This window comes from Gilliamella sp. CG16 (genome assembly GCF_046635785.1).
GTDB classification, from domain to species: Bacteria; Pseudomonadota; Gammaproteobacteria; order Enterobacterales; family Orbaceae; genus Gilliamella; species Gilliamella apicola_I.
On sequence record NZ_JBIDFL010000007.1, the window covers coordinates 24811 to 44199 of the forward strand.

General features: G+C 36.8%; 18 protein-coding genes. 5 read left to right on the forward strand and 13 right to left on the reverse strand.

What is annotated here, in order from left to right:
• Positions 1 to 229 precede the first annotated feature (229 nt).
• On the forward strand, positions 230 to 1435 hold the full coding sequence (locus ACGH47_RS07990) for an NAD(P)/FAD-dependent oxidoreductase (RefSeq protein ID WP_411623158.1): 1206 nt from the start codon (positions 230 to 232) through the stop codon (positions 1433 to 1435).
• On the opposite strand, the gene ACGH47_RS07995 is transcribed toward ACGH47_RS07990, so the two are convergent.
• A complete protein-coding gene (locus ACGH47_RS07995; RefSeq protein ID WP_370632181.1) occupies positions 1432 to 2868 on the reverse strand; it encodes a sigma-54 interaction domain-containing protein in 1437 nt (478 codons plus the stop codon). The genes ACGH47_RS07990 and ACGH47_RS07995 overlap by 4 nt on opposite strands.
• A 258-nt stretch (positions 2869 to 3126) precedes the next feature.
• Between ACGH47_RS07995 and lysA the strand changes: the two genes are divergently transcribed.
• From lysA to ACGH47_RS08015, 4 genes are read left to right on the forward strand one after another with little or no spacing between them, the layout of a single operon-like run.
• Entirely contained in the window at positions 3127 to 4524 is a 1398-nt protein-coding gene (gene lysA, locus ACGH47_RS08000; RefSeq protein ID WP_065559713.1) for a diaminopimelate decarboxylase, read from the forward strand.
• Between the two features lie 53 nt (positions 4525 to 4577).
• Positions 4578 to 5990 carry an APC family permease gene (locus ACGH47_RS08005; protein ID WP_065559712.1) on the forward strand — a complete coding sequence of 471 codons (1413 nt, stop codon included), beginning with the start codon at positions 4578 to 4580 and terminating at the stop codon, positions 5988 to 5990.
• An 18-nt stretch (positions 5991 to 6008) separates the two neighbouring features.
• Positions 6009 to 7115: an alanine/ornithine racemase family PLP-dependent enzyme gene (locus ACGH47_RS08010; RefSeq protein WP_220215875.1), complete on the forward strand. Its 1107-nt coding sequence runs from the start codon at positions 6009 to 6011 to the stop codon at positions 7113 to 7115.
• Positions 7116 to 7168: 53 nt separating this feature from the next.
• On the forward strand, positions 7169 to 8578 hold the full coding sequence (locus tag ACGH47_RS08015) for an amino acid permease (protein WP_411623159.1): 1410 nt from the start codon (positions 7169 to 7171) through the stop codon (positions 8576 to 8578).
• A gap of 112 nt (positions 8579 to 8690) precedes the next feature.
• Here ACGH47_RS08015 and ACGH47_RS08020 read toward each other — a convergent pair whose 3' ends face one another.
• From ACGH47_RS08020 to lplT, 12 genes are all read right to left on the reverse strand, one after another.
• Positions 8691 to 9299 carry a MarC family protein gene (locus tag ACGH47_RS08020; protein WP_267352013.1) on the reverse strand — a complete coding sequence of 203 codons (609 nt, stop codon included), beginning with the start codon at positions 9297 to 9299 and terminating at the stop codon, positions 8691 to 8693.
• Positions 9300 to 9453: 154 nt separating this feature from the next.
• Entirely contained in the window at positions 9454 to 9804 is a 351-nt protein-coding gene (rplS, locus tag ACGH47_RS08025) for a 50S ribosomal protein L19 (protein ID WP_034900792.1), read from the reverse strand.
• Positions 9805 to 9835: 31 nt separating this feature from the next.
• The gene (trmD, locus tag ACGH47_RS08030; protein ID WP_220215872.1) at positions 9836 to 10588 is read right to left on the reverse strand and encodes a tRNA (guanosine(37)-N1)-methyltransferase TrmD; all 753 of its coding nucleotides are present in this window, start codon (positions 10586 to 10588) and stop codon (positions 9836 to 9838) included.
• Positions 10589 to 10604: 16 nt separating this feature from the next.
• A complete protein-coding gene (gene rimM, locus ACGH47_RS08035) occupies positions 10605 to 11132 on the reverse strand; it encodes a ribosome maturation factor RimM (protein WP_220215871.1) in 528 nt (175 codons plus the stop codon).
• Positions 11133 to 11157: 25 nt separating this feature from the next.
• On the reverse strand, positions 11158 to 11406 hold the full coding sequence (gene rpsP / locus ACGH47_RS08040) for a 30S ribosomal protein S16 (RefSeq protein ID WP_411623160.1): 249 nt from the start codon (positions 11404 to 11406) through the stop codon (positions 11158 to 11160).
• Positions 11407 to 11644: 238 nt separating this feature from the next.
• Positions 11645 to 12019, reverse strand: coding sequence for a DUF956 family protein (locus ACGH47_RS08045; RefSeq protein WP_411623161.1), 375 nt, complete (start codon positions 12017 to 12019; stop codon positions 11645 to 11647).
• Between the two features lie 163 nt (positions 12020 to 12182).
• Complete coding sequence (locus tag ACGH47_RS08050) at positions 12183 to 13094, reverse strand: PTS system mannose/fructose/sorbose family transporter subunit IID (RefSeq protein ID WP_267380138.1); 912 nt, start codon at positions 13092 to 13094, stop codon at positions 12183 to 12185.
• 17 nt (positions 13095 to 13111) lie between these two features.
• Positions 13112 to 13912 (reverse strand): PTS mannose/fructose/sorbose transporter subunit IIC, encoded by an 801-nt coding sequence (locus ACGH47_RS08055; RefSeq protein ID WP_065559702.1) that lies wholly within the window; start codon positions 13910 to 13912, stop codon positions 13112 to 13114.
• A gap of 22 nt (positions 13913 to 13934) precedes the next feature.
• Complete coding sequence (locus tag ACGH47_RS08060) at positions 13935 to 14909, reverse strand: mannose/fructose/sorbose PTS transporter subunit IIA (RefSeq protein ID WP_411623162.1); 975 nt, start codon at positions 14907 to 14909, stop codon at positions 13935 to 13937.
• 371 nt (positions 14910 to 15280) lie between these two features.
• A complete protein-coding gene (locus ACGH47_RS08065) occupies positions 15281 to 17020 on the reverse strand; it encodes a carboxylesterase family protein (RefSeq protein ID WP_411623163.1) in 1740 nt (579 codons plus the stop codon).
• Between the two features lie 286 nt (positions 17021 to 17306).
• Positions 17307 to 18212 carry an N-acetylmuramic acid 6-phosphate etherase gene (gene murQ, locus ACGH47_RS08070; protein ID WP_411623164.1) on the reverse strand — a complete coding sequence of 302 codons (906 nt, stop codon included), beginning with the start codon at positions 18210 to 18212 and terminating at the stop codon, positions 17307 to 17309.
• The gene (lplT, locus tag ACGH47_RS08075) at positions 18178 to 19386 is read right to left on the reverse strand and encodes a lysophospholipid transporter LplT (RefSeq protein WP_411623165.1); all 1209 of its coding nucleotides are present in this window, start codon (positions 19384 to 19386) and stop codon (positions 18178 to 18180) included. The genes murQ and lplT overlap by 35 nt, the downstream gene beginning before the upstream one ends.
• Positions 19387 to 19389 lie beyond the last annotated feature (3 nt).

The following is a 19389-nucleotide window of genomic DNA, read 5'->3' on the forward strand; positions in this document are numbered from 1 at the left end:
AGTTATTAATGAAGCTAATAATTAATTTTATTTCATTGATTATTAAACTATTTATTCTTTATTAATGCGTCATTTTTAAAATAAATTGTATAATAATCATAAATTCTTTTTCTTATTTGTAAAAAACTTTCATTTTTAGTGTATGTTTAAATCTATAAACTCATAGAGAATGTCACATCCAGAACTGATGCTGTTATAATTTATCAACGCTTATTTTTAACTATTAATTATGCAAACTAATATTACAATTGTTGGAGCAGGGGCTGCGGGTCTATTTTGTGCTGGATTATTAGGGCAAAAAGGGCATCGTGTGACCGTTATTGATAACGGAAAAAAACCGGGACGAAAGATCTTAATGTCGGGTGGCGGAAAATGTAATTTTACTAATCTTGATGTGGATGCGCACCATTACATTTCTGAAAATCGTCATTTTTGTAAATCAGCCTTGAAACGATTTAACCAATGGGATTTTATCCAATTAGTTAATCAATATAATATTGCTTATCATGAAAAAGATCATGGTCAGTTGTTTTGTGATAATTCAGCCAAAGATATTGTCGATATGCTGCTTAGCGAGTGTCAAAAAGGAAAAGTTAACCTAATGATGCAAACGCAATTAGATGACGTCGAAGCGGTTGAAGATGGATTTAAATTGCAGACTTCGCAAGGTATGCTGAGTTGTCAAAACCTGATTATTGCTACAGGCGGGTTATCGATGCCAGCTCTCGGTATGACTTCAATAGGTTATAAAGTGGCAGAAAAATTTTCCATTCCAATTGTACCGGTCAAAGCTGGGCTGGTGCCTTTTACCTTACATAAACCCTTATTAGATGTGTTATCGCAACTATCCGGTATTGCTATTCCGGTTGAAGTGACTTATGAGCAAATGCATTTTAAAGAAAATTTATTATTTACTCATCGAGGGCTTTCAGGCCCCGCCATTTTACAGATATCCAACTATTGGCGAGTGGGTGAGCCCATTACGATCAACTTATTACCAGATATGACATTTGAATCATCATTTAAACCGTTATTAGAAAAAAATCGTAACCAGACTTTGAAAAATTGTTTAGCACAAATTTTACCTAAAAGAGTAGTAGAAGCATTGATACAACTGGATATGATTACAGATATCACTGTGAAACAACTCAATTTGCATCAACAACAGCGTCTTTTTGACACATTAACCAAGTGGCATATTGTACCAAACGGAACCGAAGGGTATCGAACGGCTGAAGTCACATTAGGCGGGGTGAGTACCGATGCATTATCATCAAAAACAATGGCGACCAAGTCACAGCCGAATCTTTATTTTATTGGCGAAGTGGTTGATGTAACGGGTTGGTTAGGTGGTTATAATTTTCAGTGGGCTTGGAGCAGTGCCTTTGCATGTGCGAAGGCATTGGATGAAAAAACTGTTAGCCATCAATGTTAATGATTCATTACACCCATTTGAATATGGTACTTTTTGACCTTATATTGTAATGTAGTACGCGAAACATTTAATAATTTAGCGGCATTGATAATTTTTCCGTTAGCTTGATTTAACGCATCGATAATCAATTGTCGCTCATAGTTTTCCACTTGGGTTGTTAAATCCCTAAATCGAGAAAAATTTGTGGCAGAATCATCGATTTTTGTCATGACATCTGCTTGCTGATGAGGGCTTTCAATTTCAAATAGCTCTTCATCAAGAACGATATGTTGTAATTCTCCGGGTTCATTTTGTAAAACCATACTTCGGACAATTGCATTTTCAAGCATACGTACATTGCCTGGCCATGGTGCTGACATCAATTGTTTCAAAGCATGCTTACTTATACCACTGATGGTTACTTTTATCTCATCTTGGTGTTTATCAATAAAATAGCGAGCTAAAACAGGAATATCTTCTGTCCGTTCGCGTAGTGCAGGAAGTTTTATTAATCCCACATTTAATCGATAAAACAGATCACTGCGCATTTTACCGTTTTTTAAAAGATCAGTAGGTGATTCGTTCATGGCGGCCACAATGCGAACATCAGAATGCAGCTCTTTATTGCCGCCTAGTCGCCAGTAGGTTTTTTCTTGTAGAAATCGCAATAACTTGCTTTGCATTTCAAGTGGCATGGCGTTTAGTTCATCAAGAAATAGTGTGCCACCGTTAGCCAGTTCTAGATAACCTTGGCGATTTTCAGCTCCCGTAAAGGCGCCTTTCACAGTACCAAATAGTGTACTTTCAATTAGCGTAGTAGGTAGTGCACTACAATTGAGTGAAATAAAGGCTTTATCTCGGCGGTCGCTAGTTTGATGAATTAAATGGGCAAAGAGTTCTTTACCGGTACCTGTCTCACCAACAATGAGTACCGGCACATCATTAGCGCCTAAAATATTCGTTTGATCAATGACCGATTGCATTTTTTGAGATACAAATACGATTTCGGGAAGTGATTGTTCTTTACTGTGATATAAACGGCTGTTGAGTTTAAAAACTTGATCTTGTAATTGTCTTACATTAGATAAATTTCGACCGATTTCGATTGCGCCAATGATCTGTTTGTTATGATTGTAAAGTGGAACCGTGGTATGCAAATAATCGACAACTTTACCAACATGATTATAATAGCATTGATAATTATCCAGATATTCCTTACCTTCTAGCAAGGCTTTTAACATAGTACTATCTTCTTTTTGTAAATTAGGATAAACTTTAAGCAATGGTTTTCCTATAGCTTTATCTTGAGGATAGCCATCGAGTTCTGCACTTTCCTGATTGTAGTAAATATATTTACCTTCTTTATCAATAATGGCCATTGGCTGATGTATTAGATCAAAAAAATGTTTAAATATTTCCAATGATTGTAATAATTCAGGATCAACTGTCATGATATTAGTACCTTATAAAATTTGGATTATTGCTTAATAGCATACTTTTATTTAAATACCTTTCGACTATCACTAAAAAATGACAAATTTTTGTCATAAAGACATGTTTTTAACTTAATGACAAAAATTGTTGCTAGATTGTTTAGTTTAACTTATTGATTATTTGTATTATTAAGTTGGCATGCTGATTGCATTACAAGAGAAAAGCCATTTTACTTATTTTCTTATGTACTTTTTGAGTACTCATTAACTGGAGGTCATATGTCCGACAAAATTATGTCAAATTATAACAAATTACGTCACGATCTTATAACTAAAGATCGTCGTTTTAGTGCTGAAAACGGTAAATTATGTTTTGATGGCGTTAATTTAGAAGAGTTAGCAAGAAAATATCCAACGCCTTTTTATGTGTTTTCTGAAAAAGAAATTGATCGTAATGTTCAAGAAATTAAACAAGCATTCAAAGCGCATCCAAAAACAAAAATTTTCTATGCTTCTAAAACTTGTTCTGTTATGGGCGTACTCAAAGCCATTAAAGATGCGGGTATTTACGCTGAAGCAAACTCAATGTTTGAAGTACGTAAATGTTTAGAGATTGGTTTTCCGGGTAGCCAAATCGTGTTTAATGGTGTGGTAAAAAAACCAGTTGATCTTGAATATGCCATTAAAAATGATCTGTATATTATTAACGTCGATAGTTTATATGAACTTGATATTATCGATGAAATATCAAAAAAATTGAAAAAAGTGGCGAATGTGTGTGTACGTGTTGAACCGAATGTACCATCAGCAACACACGCTGAATTAGTTACTGCTTATCATGCTAAGTCAGGTATCGATTTAGAACAAGCAGAAGAGACTTGTCGCCGTATTCTTGAAATGCCTTATGTCCATTTACGTGGACTACATATGCACGTTGGGGATCAGGTACCGGAAGCTGAACCTTTTGCGAAAGCAACCAAAGTACTTGTTGATGAATCTCGCCGTTTAGAAGAGGTGTTAGGAATCAAGTTTGATTTAATTAATGTAGGGGGTGGTATTCCTGTTCCTTATAAATACGATGACGAAAACGGTAACCCATTACAAGACAATATGTATGCCGGTATTACTGCCCAAGATTTTGCTGATGCAGTCATTCGTGAAGTACATAAATGGCGTACCGATGTTGAAATCTGTATTGAACCTGGTCGAAAAGTTACCGGTTCAGCTGGAGTGCTATTAACAGAAGTTGCCTGTGAAAAACGTAAAACGAATTACGATTTAGACGGTAACATTGAAGAACATGTTGAATGGAAATTTGTTGATGCAGGTTATAGCGTGTTATCTGATAGTCAACATTTCGATTGGTTCTTCTATGTTTATAATGCATCTCGAATTAATGAATCACATGATGAATATATTAAATTAGCCGGTCCTTTGTGTGATGGTGGTGACTACTATCATGTTGGTGTTAAAGGTGAAGAGTTCTTATTACCTAAAGATACCGACATTGGCGATATTATTGCTTTCCTTGATGCTGGAGCTTACACCATTGAAAGTCAGACAGTCTATAACAATCGCCCTCGTACGTCGGTTGTGATGATAGACAAAAAAGGCAAAGATCGCTTGATTCGCCGTGAGGACACTTACGAAGATATGGTTGGATACGACATCTATTAATCATGATCTATCTGGGGTAAACGTTGCCCCAGATACTACAATGTGAGGTTATTATGAGTGATTCTAAAGATTCAAGTTTGCTCGGTATCAAAGACATTGTATTTATGAATGTCATTGCGATACTGAGTTTACGACAAATTCCTAACGTTGCTCCTTATGGCGCATCAGCAATGGTGCTTTGGCTCATTGCGGCATTTTGTTTGTTTTTTCCATTAGCCATGGTGTGTGGTGAACTTTCAACAGGTTGGCCAAAAGATGGCGGGATATTTGTTTGGGTTAAAGAGGCATTTGGTAAGCGTATCGCTTGGATTGTAGTTGTTTGTTTTTTATTTTCCTGTGTACTCTTCTTCCCATTGATGTTGCAATTTGGTTTTACGGCTATTGGTTATATGTTTAGTCCCGAATTAGCCCAAAATGAAGTATTTATTGGGGTGGGATCCATGGTGGTCTTCTGGATTTTAACATTGATGAATATTCGGGGATTAAAATGGACTAAGATTATTAATAGCGTGAGTGCTTGGCTTGGTGTATTTATTCCCGCAGCGATTATTGTCTTACTCGCGATTGTTTGGTTATTGACTGGTCATCCAATGGCAACTGATTATACGCATTTAAGTGATTGGATCCCTGATTTAGGCAGTTGGGATACGATTGTGTTTTTATCCAGTATGATGTTTGCGTTTGCTGGGCTTGAAGTGGCGCCAATGATTGCCGGGCGTACACGTGATCCACAACGTGATTTTCCAAAAGCGATGGCTGTGTCAGCAATTGTTATTGTTGGTATTTATATGATTGGCTCTTGGGCTATCAATACATTATTACCAGCCGAAGATACTGATATTGTTGCTGGCGTTATGCAAGCGATGCAATCTGCTGCCAATGTATTACATATGCCTTGGTTGTTACCTGTTATGGCAATATGTTTATTCTTTGGTGCTTTAGGACAAATTAACTCATGGTTAGTTGGGCCAATCTATATGCTACAAGAAGCCTCTAAAGAGGATAATTTGTTGGGTGAGCGTGTAGGTCGTTTACATCCGGTTTATCAAACACCGACATTTGCACTGGTTGTTCAAGCAATCATCGTTACTGTACTTTGCTTCTCAACATTTGTATCACCAAGTATTGCTGCAGCTTATTGGATGTTGACGGCGTTGACAACAATTTGCTATTTCATTCCTTACTTAGTGATGTTTATCGCTTACTATCGATTACGAGTGACTCAACCTGATGTACCACGTAGCTTTAAAATTCCGGGTAAAGTGTTACCAGTGGTATTACCCGCTTTAGGGTTCTTATCTACACTATTTGCTGTGATTTTAGTCTTTATACCACCAGCTCAAATCGATATGGGTGGATACGTTGAGTATATTGCTAAGATAGTTGGTGGCGCTGTACTTGCGATTGTATTAGCAGAATGGATATATCATCGTGCTCAAAAACGCAATCGTTTGCTCGAACAGTAAGGTATAGAGGAGTAAAGCATGTACAAACCCATATTGGAAATTGATTTACGCAAATTAAAAGAAAATGCCCGTGTTGAGAAAGACATTTTAGCTAAACACGGCATTGAAGTCATGGCTGTCAATAAAGTATTTGATGGCTGCGTCGAAACAGCGAAAGCTGTATTAGATGGTGGTATTGATGTTATTGCTGAATCAAGAACTTACAATTTAAAAAAACTCAAAGAGGCATTAAATTGTAAAACGTGTTTATTACGCAGTCCTTGTTTAAGTGAAATCAGCGACGTTGTGAAATATGCGGATATTAGCTTAAATAGTGAAAAGCAAGTCATAACGGCTTTATCTGATGAAGCCGTTAAACAGCGAAAGATTCACCAAGTGTTGCTCATGGTGGATATGGGGGACTTACGAGAAGGTATCTGGTTTGAGCATCTTGATGAGATTATTGATACCGTCAATCTCATTCTTTCGTTACCGGGTGTTGAGCTTTATGGGCTTGGCACCAACTTTAACTGCTATGGAACCGTTTTGCCTACGGTTAAAAATGGTGTTGATTTTTTACACATAGCACGCAAAGTAGAGGAAACTTGTGGCATTAAAATCAAATATTTATCTGCCGGTAATTGTACCAGTTACCATTTGTTAGATAAAGGTGTTTGGCCTAAAGGATTGAATCACATCAGAATAGGTGGTCTACATGAGTTTGGTATTGAATATGTCGATATGAAATATCTGGATGAATTTCATCATTCCAATAAACCTGTCGATAAAGCCTGTAGCGATATCTATAAGCTATACGCACAAATTATTGAACTCAATAGTAAGCCAACCGTGCCTGTAGGGGAGCTTGGAGTCGATGCCTTTTTAAATAGTAAAACCTTTGTCGATCATGGTACTCGTAAACGTGCACTACTTGCTTTTGGTCGTCAAGATGTGCCGGCTGAAAACTGTGTACCTATCGATGATAGTATTACGGTTTTGGGGCAAACCAGTGATCATACCATCGTTGATATTGAAGATGTGTTAGAAACATTGAAAGTAGGTGATATGATTGGTTTTGAACTCGATTACACAGCCTTACTTATGGCATGTCAAACGAATGGTGTAGAAAAACGGTTTATTTATTAATTCGTGTTAGCTGCTGGTTTCCAGCAGCTTTTTTACCTTACTAGGCGGTTTACATGGCAACATCTGAATATCAAGGAAGTTCCTATCCGAGTACCACTAGTTTAAAAAAGAATTTAAAAAATCGGCATCTGTTGATGATCTCTTTGGGTGGTTCGATTGGTACCGGATTATTTATTGGTATTGCAGCACCACTTAGCACAGTTGGTCCGCTAGGGACGATTATCGCTTATTTGATGGCTGGTTGTATTATGCTCTCCACCATGCTCTGTTTAGGTGAGCTTTCATGCGCATTTCCTCATGCTGGTTCTTTCCAGCACTATGCGTTAATGTTTATACCTAATCCCATTTGGAGCTATACTATAGGTTGGTTATATTGGTTAAGTTGGGTGCTGTCGATGGCGGCTGATTTAACGGCGGCATCAATTATTGCTCACCAATTTATCACTTCTATTCCTATTTATCTGTTTAGTCTAATTATTTTAATTGTTTTAACCTTTGTACATCTCACATCGGTACGAGCTTACGGCGAAAGTGAATACTGGTTTTCAACAATAAAAGTTCTGGCAATTATTGCTTTTATTGGGACAGGTATTTACTTGCTATATCATCAATATGCTGAAACTCATGTGCTACCAACATTGAAAACAGAAAACGGATGGTTTCCTAACGGTTTTTCAGCGATTTTTGTCTGTATGACGATTGTCACTTACTCTTTTCAAGGCGTTGAATTGATAGGAAGTGCAGCAGGGGAAGCCCAATCACCGCAAACCGTTTTACCTAAAATAATTACAGGTGTCGCTTTTAGAATCATCCTATTTTATGTTTTAGCAATTGCAGTTTTGGCACTTGTTTATCCCTATGGTAATGCACAAGAAGAGATAAGTCCTTTTGTTTGGGTATTTACGCAAGCAGGCATCAATTTTGCATCTTATGTCATGTTATTTGTGATTTTTTGCGCCGCTATATCGGCAGCTAATTCTGCAATTTATGCCAGTTCTAGAATGTTATGGTCAATGTCTCAGGATAATTTAGCACCAAAATATTTTGCAGAGGTAAATAGGCGGGGTGTGCCGACCAAAGGAATATTGTTTATATCCATTATTGCGCTGGTATCATTATTTTCAAAGTACATTGCTGCGGAAAAACTTTATCTTTATTTGGTTGCAGCGACAGGGCAGGTTGGATGTTTTGCTTGGATTATTATCGCTTGGTGTCAATTTCAGTTTCGTCAAGGGGTCAATAAGGGGAAATATCCGCAAGAGACCGTTAAATTTAAATCGCCATTTTATCCATGGCTTGCGATCATTTCGATGGTGATTAATACGATTATCATTATTGGAGTTTGGTTTGGTGAATCCGGTTATTTTATTTTTATATCGGAATTGGTATTAATTATGATTATTATCAGTTCGTATTTTTTCTTCAAAAAAAGAAAATTAATTATGCCTCATGCAAATGACTAAACTATTTGGTTAAATAAGGTTGGTGTAATCACTCACTACCGTAAACGTAGTAGTGATTACCGCGAAGATAACATCTGACTTTTGTCATTATCTAATATATTCAATGATGTGACTAATTAAGATTTAAAATTCCGGCGACGCCAGTAAATACGACTTGGGCAGCAATTGCTGAAATTAATAATCCGGTTAATTTTGATAAAATTGCAATTCCGGTATTTTTTAAAACTTTAGCGATGGTTTTAGAGCATAATAACATGGCATAAATACCACTTGATGCAATGAATAGTGATAACGCACCAATTAAATTTTGAATTAAACCATCTGAACTTGTCCCTAACACAATAATCGTACCAATTGATGCGGGGCCCATACAAAGCGGGATAGCCAAAGGGACAACACTAATATCATCATCGCTATTAATTTTATTTTTGTCAGGCGAATCGTTCATTAATGCCACTGCCGTTACAAAGAGTAATGCCCCCGATCCAATTCGAAATGCATCGAGAGTAAACCCAAAAATACTAAACATCGCATTACCGAAAAAGAATAGCACAATGCCAATAATAAACACGGCACAAGACGTTTTACGTGCGGTTTTTCGGCGTGCTTGTTCATCATACTGTTTTGTACCACTCAAAAATGCACTTAATACAGCAGGTGGTGTCATTAATGCAAATAATTTTATTGTTGTGGCAAGAATCTCAACAAGATAGTTAGCCATAGTATTACCTTTTATTCGACCAAGATATTGCTTGAATTGTGTCAACGATAGCTGGTGGGAAAAAATATTGGTTACACATAAAAACGGTCACCTTAATGGTGACCATATTTAATTTAATCTATTTTAATCGTTTTTTATTGTTAATCAATAAAAACTAGTTTAGGCGCTCTTTAATACGAGCCGCTTTACCACGAAGTTCGCGTAAGTAGTAAAGTTTAGCTTGACGTACTTGACCACGACGTTTCACAGTAATTGAATCAACAATCGGTGAGTGAGTTTGGAATACTCTTTCAACACCTTCGCCATTCGAAATTTTACGTACTGTAAATGCAGAATGTAAACCACGATTGCGAATTGCAATAACCACACCTTCATATGCTTGAAGACGTTTTTTGTTACCTTCAACAACCCATACTTTTACTTCAACCGTATCACCCGGACGAAAAGACGGGATGTCTTTTTTCATTTGTTCTTGTTCTAATTGCTGAATAATTGCATTTTTCATAATATTATCTCTTACTAGTTATACTGAAATCTTAATGGCTATGTTTATCCTGATATTCACGTTGAAACTCAGCGAGTAAACATTGCTCTTCATCAGTCAGAGCTAGATTTTCAAGAAGATCTTCTCTTCTTAACCAAGTTCGTCCAAGGGATTGTTTTAATCGCCAACGACGAATCGCTTCATGGTGACCAGACATTAACACGTCAGGCACCGCCATTCCATCTAACACCTCAGGTCTGGTATAGTGAGGACAATCAAGCAAACCGTTAGCAAAAGAGTCTTCTTCTGCTGATGATTCATGATTTAACACGCCGGGAATAAATCTTGCCAGTGCATCAATCATCGTCATTGCCGGTAATTCACCACCACTCAATACGTAATCTCCAATTGACCATTCTTCGTCAATCTCGGTTTGGATCACGCGTTCATCAATACCTTCGTAACGTCCACAAATCAAAATTAATTTTTGATTTTGCGACAATTCGCAAACGCCTTGTTGGTTCAATTTGCGCCCTTGTGGGGAAAGATAGATTACTTTTGTATTGTCACCTGCCACAGCTTTCGCTGCATGAATTGCATCCCTAAGGGGTTGTACCATCATTAACATACCCGGCCCACCACCATAAGGTCTGTCATCGACAGTCTTATGCTTATCATGCGCAAAGTCGCGCGGATTCCAATAATTTACTGTTAACAGCCCATTTTTTACAGCTCGACCAGTTACGCCATAACAGGTAATGGCTTGAAACATTTCGGGAAAAAGGCTAATTACGCCAATCCACATAGTGTTACCTTACCAATTAAAAAGCAGGATCCCAATCGACCACAATCATTTTTGTTGTTAAATCAACTTGTTTAATAAATTGTTCTTCAACAAAAGGGATTAAACGTTCTGTTGCTCCAAATGCATCTTTTAGATTTGCTTTTACCACCAATACATCATTAGAGCCGGTCTCCATTAAATCAGTGACCTGACCTAAATCGTAACCGTTGACTGTTTTTACTCGGCACCCAATCAGATCTTTCCAATAAAAATCACCATGATTCAGTTCAGGCAAATTTTCAGCATCGACAAACACTTCAATGTTGGTTAATGCATTGGCTTGATCACGATCGTCAACACCTTTGAGTTTCACAATCATATCTTGATTATGGGGTTTAAAGCTTTCTACGATTACCTCTTGCCATTTTCCAGCTCGCTGGATATACCAAGGTGTGTAATCAAAAATACTATCTGGAAATTCTGTAAACGAAAAAATTCTGAGCCATCCACGAATGCCGTAGCTTGAACCAAGTTTACCAACAACAATGAAATTCTCAGTATTCATTTTACAGTGACTATCTATTACTTAATTAAGCAGCTTTTTGTGCTTGTTTGATCAATGAATTAACACGATCAGAAACAGTTGCACCTAAACCAACCCAATGATTTACGCGACCAAGATCTAAACGTAATTCTTCTGCTTTACCTTGTGCAATTGGATTAAAGAAACCAATGCGTTCGATAAAACGACCATCACGTGGGTTACGGCTATCAGTGACAACTACTTGATAAAAAGGGCGCTTTTTAGAGCCACCACGAGCTAAACGAATAGTTACCATAACATCCTCTTAAATTAAAAAATAATCTTTTTCCTGCCCAACATGGACAGAATCAAAGCCCCAGAATTATACTCCTTCTGGCAAAAAGTGCAATGACTGATTATGATTGATAGAGACAAGATAGTATATAATAGATTCAATTAAAAAATGAATGGACAAAATGGCATTCATTATCCGTTGTCACCCTCACCATGAATAACACTAGAATAATTTATAATATTTTGGATATTAGCATCGATTATTTTTGACTTGGTTTGCGAGTAAATGCTCGCTTTAAAACACCAAAAAAACCTAATGATTTTACCATTTTGTCACCACCAATATAAACTCGGATTGCTCTTAATACGTCTTTAGGATTTTTTGAGGCAAAGGTAAAGGAGCCATTTTGTTTCGTGTGGATAGTATAACGTGGTATCCATTTTCCCCCAAATAAGATGGATGCAGAAACATATTCGACTTCTTGCCATGGGATTTGGATGTATTTACGTACATCTCGCTGATGATAAAATTCCAACGCTTTATTTCCAATCATAATTTGTCCATACTCGGTAAAAGCTGTAAATGCGGTAGCTTTAACGGTTAGGTCTATTTTAGAGTTTAATGATTGAACCATTTATATGACTTCCATATTAATACTAAAGTTAATTTATTGTTTTTTTATGATGTGAACAGCCAAAACCTTTGGACTCAATTATTCAAATATTTATTGATAAAAGATAAAAAAGCATAATTTAAACAGTAAATTATGCTTTTTATCGATTACTTAAAGTTTGAACTTATAAAAGACCAATCACATGTCCTGCAATCCCGACAACAAAGAGTCCGAGGATTATTAAGATTGGTGATACTTTTTTACGTAATAACCACATGCATAAAAAGGTTAAAAGTAACGGAACCAGTCCTGGTATCAGTTGGTCTAAGTTATTTTGTAGGGTGGTGACCTTTTCTTGAGTAAGGGATAACCCCGCTTGCATTTGTTGTAATGCGGTTTGAATGCCTTCTGAACCAGCTGGTAAGTGATTCCAATCAATAAAAGCACCGTCGCCTAATTTAACTTTTGAAACAACAGGTTGAAAATTAATTGATACCCACCTTTGCACCAAGGCCGCCAGAATAAACATCCCTAAAATGGAAGCACCTTTGGTAATTTTTTGCAATAAGCCACCCGATAAATTATCGGTGATTTTAGAACCTGTACGGTAACCAAACTCTTGGGTGTACCACATAAAACTCCAACGGATAATATTCCAAAGTAGAAAGAATAAAATTGGTCCCATAACATTGCCACTAAGTGCAAGTGATGCGCCAAGCGCACCAAGCATTGGTCTTACCGTAAACCAGAACACGGGATCACCAACTCCGGCTAAAGGTCCCATCATCCCAACTTTTACACCTTGGATGGCAACATCATCAACTGCAGCGCCATTAGCACGTTCTTCTTCGAGAGCAAGCGTTACACCAAGAACCGGTGAAGCTAAATAAGGGTGAGTGTTAAAGAATTCTAAATGGCGTTTAAGTGCTGCTGAACGATCTTCTTTGGTGGTATAAAGTTTTTTTATTGCAGGGATCATTGAATAGACCCAACCACCATTTTGCATACGTTCATAATTCCAAGAACCTTGGAGAAAGGTTGAGCGCCAAGCAACCGCTAAACGATCTTTTTTGCTTAATTGAATTTTATCAGTCATTTTTTTACTCCAAGTACCTAGTAATCATTTAAAATATCGTCAAGTGGATCACCTTTGCTTCCACCATTTGATGAATTGCCACGTTCTGAAAGGCTAAGATAAATCATTGCTAATGCAATACCTAATGCACCTAACGCAATAAGGGTTAATTGTGAGATAGCCGCAACCACAAAACCGATGATGAAGAATGGCCAAACTTCACGATTTGCCATCATATTAATTACCATGGCATAACCCACAGCAACGACCATACCACCACCAATTGCCATACCTGTTGTTAACCATTCAGGCATAGATTCTAATGCGCCTTTTACTGTTTCGGCTGGAATAAATAATAGCGCTGCTGCCGGAATGGCGATTCTTAAACCTTGTAAGCAGATACCTAATATTTGTAATAGTTCAATTTTACGGATATTACCTTCTTCTGCTGCTGCATCCATCATATGTACTAATGGTACAGCAATCGTTCGGACAATCATTGTTAAAAATAATCCTGCAACTGCTAAAGGAATGGCAATAGCAATAGCTGTTGATACGCCTGCAGCACCTTGTCCACCTAAAACCAAAATAATGGACGAAGCCACAGAGGCTAAAGCCGCATCGGGTGCAACGGCGGCACCAATGTTAGCCCAACCTAGGGCTATCATTTGTAATGATCCACCCAGAACAACACCCGCTTCAAGATTACCAGTCACCAAACCAATTAATGAACAGGCAACTAACGGTTGATGAAATTGAAACTGATCTAAAATACCTTCCATTCCTGCCAGAAAGGCAATAACTATCACTAAAATGATAGCAACAATTGATAATGTCATAATATAACCTCTTGTATAAGTCCTAATTCTTTTGTGCTGCTAATTCTTCTTTCGCTTTTTTCAACAGTTCATCCATATTACTATTAGAATCATTTGGTACTTTGCGAACATCAAATTTAACGTGTTTTTCTTTTAATTTTTCAAATGTTTCTACATCATCCGCATTCATTGAAAGTACTTTATTTACCATTACTTTACCGACAGAGTGCGCCATTGAGCCAATATTAAGGGTATCAATGTCGACACCGCCTTCAATAGTTCGTAATACATCTTGTGGGTTTTCGAATAGTAACAATGCCTTAGTATTGCCAAATCGTGGATCGCGCGAAACTTCGATGATTTTTTTAATCGGCACGACATTTGCTTTTACCCCCGGAGGAGCGGCTTCTTCGATCAGTTTTTTTCTTAATTCATCTTTCGATACTGAATCCGATACAACGATGATACGATTAGGATTGGTTGATTTTGTCCAAGCGGTGGCGACTTGACCATGTAATAAACGAGAGTCAACTCGAGCCAAGACAATTTTCATTTTACCATCACCTAGAACGGTGCCTTCAGGTATGGTATTCGTTTGTTGAGTACTAGTGGTGCTTGCAGCCGGTGCTTCAACTGTTGCTTTAATTCCTTCTTTCGCTGATTCTAAGATTGCAACGGCAATTTCTTTAGCTGTTTCCATTGAAAAACGAGATGAATAAGCTTCAATAAGCATCGGTAGATTTAAACCTGCAACAATTGCCCAATTGGGGTGCTCACCACATAGATTATTTGCTTGATTAAATGGCGTGCCACCCCATAAATCAACTAAAAAAAGTACTTCATTTTGATCGTCGAATGTTGCTATTGCGGCTAACATTCGTTCTTTTAAACTTTCAGGGCTATCACTCGGATGCAAGGTTACGGCTTGCACGTTTTCTTGCTCTCCAAAAATCATTGACCCAGATTGTAGAATCCCTTCTGCAAACTCACCATGAGTTGCTAGAATAATTCCTACCATACAACTACCTCCCAATTTTTATATTATATTCATAATATAAATGTCATAAATTTTTATCAAAAATTGATATTAAAAATTAACTATAAATAATATAGTCTGTAACTTTAAACAGGGCTGAAATTCGTGATATTAACGAACCAATATAAGTTTTATTTCGAATAGAATTATTGAAATAAATCCCCATTTTGTAAATAGCTTTTTGTATAAATAATCTGTTGTCCTTCATAAAATACAAAATGTTTAATCATAAAAAAGTTAAAGTCTTTTATCTGATAATTGAGTTGTGTCATTGGATGTTAAAGTTTACTCATTGACAAATTTCAACTTCTTGACAGAACAATAAGATCGATAATCTTATTCATTAAGATTAGTTATTTTAACCATAATGACTTATTATGATATCTAAGATCAAGTTCATGACTAAACCACCGACCATTTAATACCTCAGAAATAAGCGTTTTTTTTATTTCTGGTGGGATAGATTGATCGTTATCCATTTCATCAAGCACATCACGGTAAGAAAAATGTTGTCTTCCCATATAAACTATAGCTTTTTCTCTGTCGGCATTGATATAGAGTAGTCCTTTATTCGCGTTATTATTTGTTATAGACCAATTATTCCAATAGACTAAATCGTTGCCATTAGGATCGCCGTTATAGATAAAATTATGAATATATTTTTTATAAATTTTACTGAGTTGTTTAGCGCCTTGAGTTTTATAGGCATTTGCTATTAACCCGTTATAATTTTCTGAATACGGATCCATCAGTGGTAAAAAAACACCATGAAAAGCACCATATAATCCCATTGGTAAGCCTACAACATTTTGATCTTCGCCATATTGTATTTCCATACCATAAATTTTTGCTTTATAAAAAGGTGCCATTTTTTGGGCTGAGTCTGAAACGTTAAATAAATCATATAATTTTCCGCCATATTTATTGGCGAATTGAAATGCTGTTAGTGTTTGTCCACTTGGTATACCATGATTGAAGGATGAGCTAAAATAAGCTGAAGATTTTGCGAATAATGAAAATTCACCCGTACCGGTCAGCATGATCAATGGCACAGAATGATATTGATGCGTATTAAACCCTTCTTTGGGGATTACATAGCCGTCGTTATATAAATGCGGAAAGACACTCATTCTGATTCCGGCATTATTCATTAGTGAAACCAATCTTTCAGAAGATAGGCTATACAAATATGCTTTGACATCGGGATGATTGGTTAACAGCCAATGATAAGCTTGTTCTTCAGTTGGCTTTATTTTATCTTCAACAGCAAGTGGGGCTATAGCTTTGGCAAAGACTTTAATGCTATCCTCTTTATTTGCAATGGTCATACCGCCACTAAAAGAGATCGCTTTTTGAAATTTATCTTTAAAAATAGGTGAGATTAACATCGCCATCACATCTCGTCCACCCGCTGAAAAGCCAGAGACAGTGATATTGTGAGGATTTCCACCAAAATAGGTAATATTGTCTTTAATCCAATCTAATGATTTTGCCATATCCAATAACGCATAGTTACCCGAATCTTCGAGTCTATCACCCGTTTGCAAGGCAGGAAGCGGATTAAATCCGAGTGGCCCCAAACGATAATTAATTGAGATAAAAATTGCATCCAGATCGGTTACCATGCCGTTGCCTGTCATCTCTTCTGCTTTTCCGATTTGGTTGTTGCCACCGTGAATATAAACGAGAACTGGTAAATTTTTTTTATTATTATTCGGTCGATAGATATTGAGATTTAAACTATTATCTGAACCAATGATGTTATTTTCATTGAGCTGAAATGCGATAGGACTTGCTTGAGTTGCATCAAATATACCTTCCCATGGTTCAGGGTCAATCGGTTTTTTCCATCTTAACTCCCCTGAGGGTGCTTTCGCATAAGGTATGCCTGTCCACACGAGAACGTTGTTGAGGTTGTCGAGTTGACCTTTAACTAATCCAAATTGGGTTTTTATCAAAGTTGGATCCGAGATAGTGGATATCGTTGATAAATTGGAATTTGTTAAAAGCTGATGATTTTGACTATAGACAACAATTGGCGTTGATAGGATGAAAATACCAAGTATAGCGATATGAAATAGTGATTTCCTCATACAATGTCCTTGTGTCTTTCAAAAAATGAATAAAAAATTAATATCAGAAATTAGCGAGAAGTGTATACATCCATGAAAGAAGTGATGAATTTACGCTTAATCTTACTAAATCATATTATTATAATTATCTCAGTGCACTGTTATGCCTGTAATATTCTGTTTAAATAAATGGTACAGTTTTTATATTTCTCTATTATGTAATAGATTGTCAATAATCCTAATTTGAAAATTAGACATAGATCATAAAAACAGACCATTTATGTTTATTTTTTCTATAATTATCTTATCAACTCGCCGATAGTGCTTTTCTGATAAAACCATTATTTTCTGATAATAATTTTTTTGCTTGATCAACATCAAGATGACCGAGAATCATTAAAATAGCTGTTTTACAGTGTCTATCACTCTGTTTAAGCGCTAACATTGCCGTTTGGCGGTCACATTCAGTTGCTTGCATGACAATGGATATTTGTCGCTCAATTAATTTAGCATTAGTGGCTTCGACATCGACCATTAAATTACCGTAAACTTTACCAATTTTGATCATGCTAGCGGTGGTTAACATATTAAGGACAAGTTTTTGTGCTGTTCCGGCTTTCATTCTTGATGAACCTGTTATCACTTCAGCTCCTACAATTGGTGTGATGGCGACGTCTGCCAGATCAATCATAGGGGCATTGGGGTTACAGCATAAACTTATCACTGTTGCGCCAATTGATTTAGCAAATTGCATACCACCTATAACGTAGGGAGTGCGACCACTTGCGGCAATACCAACTAAAATATCATTGGCTGAAAAGTGAATATTTTTCAAATCAGTTATTGCTAATTCAGGATTATCTTCTGCATTTTCAACTGCTTTAAAAATTGCCGTTTGACCACCAGCAATCAATCCGATGACTTGTTGAGAAGGGGTGCCATAGGTGGGTGGGCATTCACTTGCATCTAAAATACCAAGCCGACCTGAAGTGCCGGCACCGAGATAAATTAAACGACCGTGATTTAAAAAAGTTTGACTAATCACATCCACTGCTTTAGCGATATTTGCTAACTCTTTTTCAATAGCAACGGCAACATGCTTATCTTCATTATTAATGATTTTGAGTATATCGATCGTCGAACAGCTATCAATTTTTTCGCTGTATGGATTACGACTTTCAGTTAACATTTTTGATAGATTTATTGGTTGCATACTTTTTTAATCCTAGCCACAGTAAAAAAATGACAATTGCAAATAAAGCGCCGAAACTAACGCCAATTGTTATTATCGAGATCTTAAAAGATACAGCAACAGTATAAAGACCCAACATAACCATCATTGTAGTATATTCACTTAAATTTTGTACGGAAATGACACTGCCTGCTCCAACGATATCTTTACCCGTTTTTTGAATTAATGCATTTAAGGGTACTAAAAAGAATCCGCCTAACGCACCAATAACAATTAATAATACATAACAAGCAATAAGATTGCTTTGTAAAGTGAATGCGATAACGGCAATGCCCATCATAATACCTGCCGGAATGCTACGTAACGTATTATTGATTGAGACCAGTAAGCTGGCTAATCCTGCTCCAATAACAATGCCGATAGCAACGACTGCATTTAGATTTGTTGGTGTTGCGATATCAGTAATATTTAAAACAGCTGGTACCCAAAGGATTAATAAAAATCTTAAGGTAACTCCCGCCCCCCAGAATAGACTTGTGCCTAATAAAGTATATAAAACAAGTTTATTATTGAGAATAATGTGAACGGTTTTACTAAAATCTTTTATCATACCCTTTATATTCCATTGAATATCTTTTCTGGCAGCAGGGAGTTTAGGAATAAAAATATTAGCAATAACAGCAAAACCATACATTAATACACATGCAAGTAAGGACGCACTGACATTCATATCGGCAAGATGTCCACCAGCAAGTGAACCCAGTAAAATAGCCGCAATAGTGGATGCTTCTATCAATCCATTCGCTTTGACTAAATTATTACCTGAAGTCAGTTCGCCTAAAATGCCATATTTAGCAGGCGAATAACCCGCTGCACCAACACCTACTAAAAAATAGCCAATAAAAGGGTTGAAATTAAGACAGATACAGGCTGCGCCTAATAGCTTCATACCATTTGAAATCATCATGACTTTTCCTTTAGACATACAGTCTGCAAATTGACCAACAAAAGGAGAAAGGATGATAAAAGGAATCACAAAACCGATTTGTAGTGCTGACTCACTCCATTCTGGGTACTGAAGTTTTCTGATATAGGCAAGAATAGCAAAGAATATTGCATTATCTGCAAATGCCGAAAAGAATTGCGCCAGCATGGTTGCCACCATGCCTTTGCTTAATAGTGAATTGTGGTTCATGTG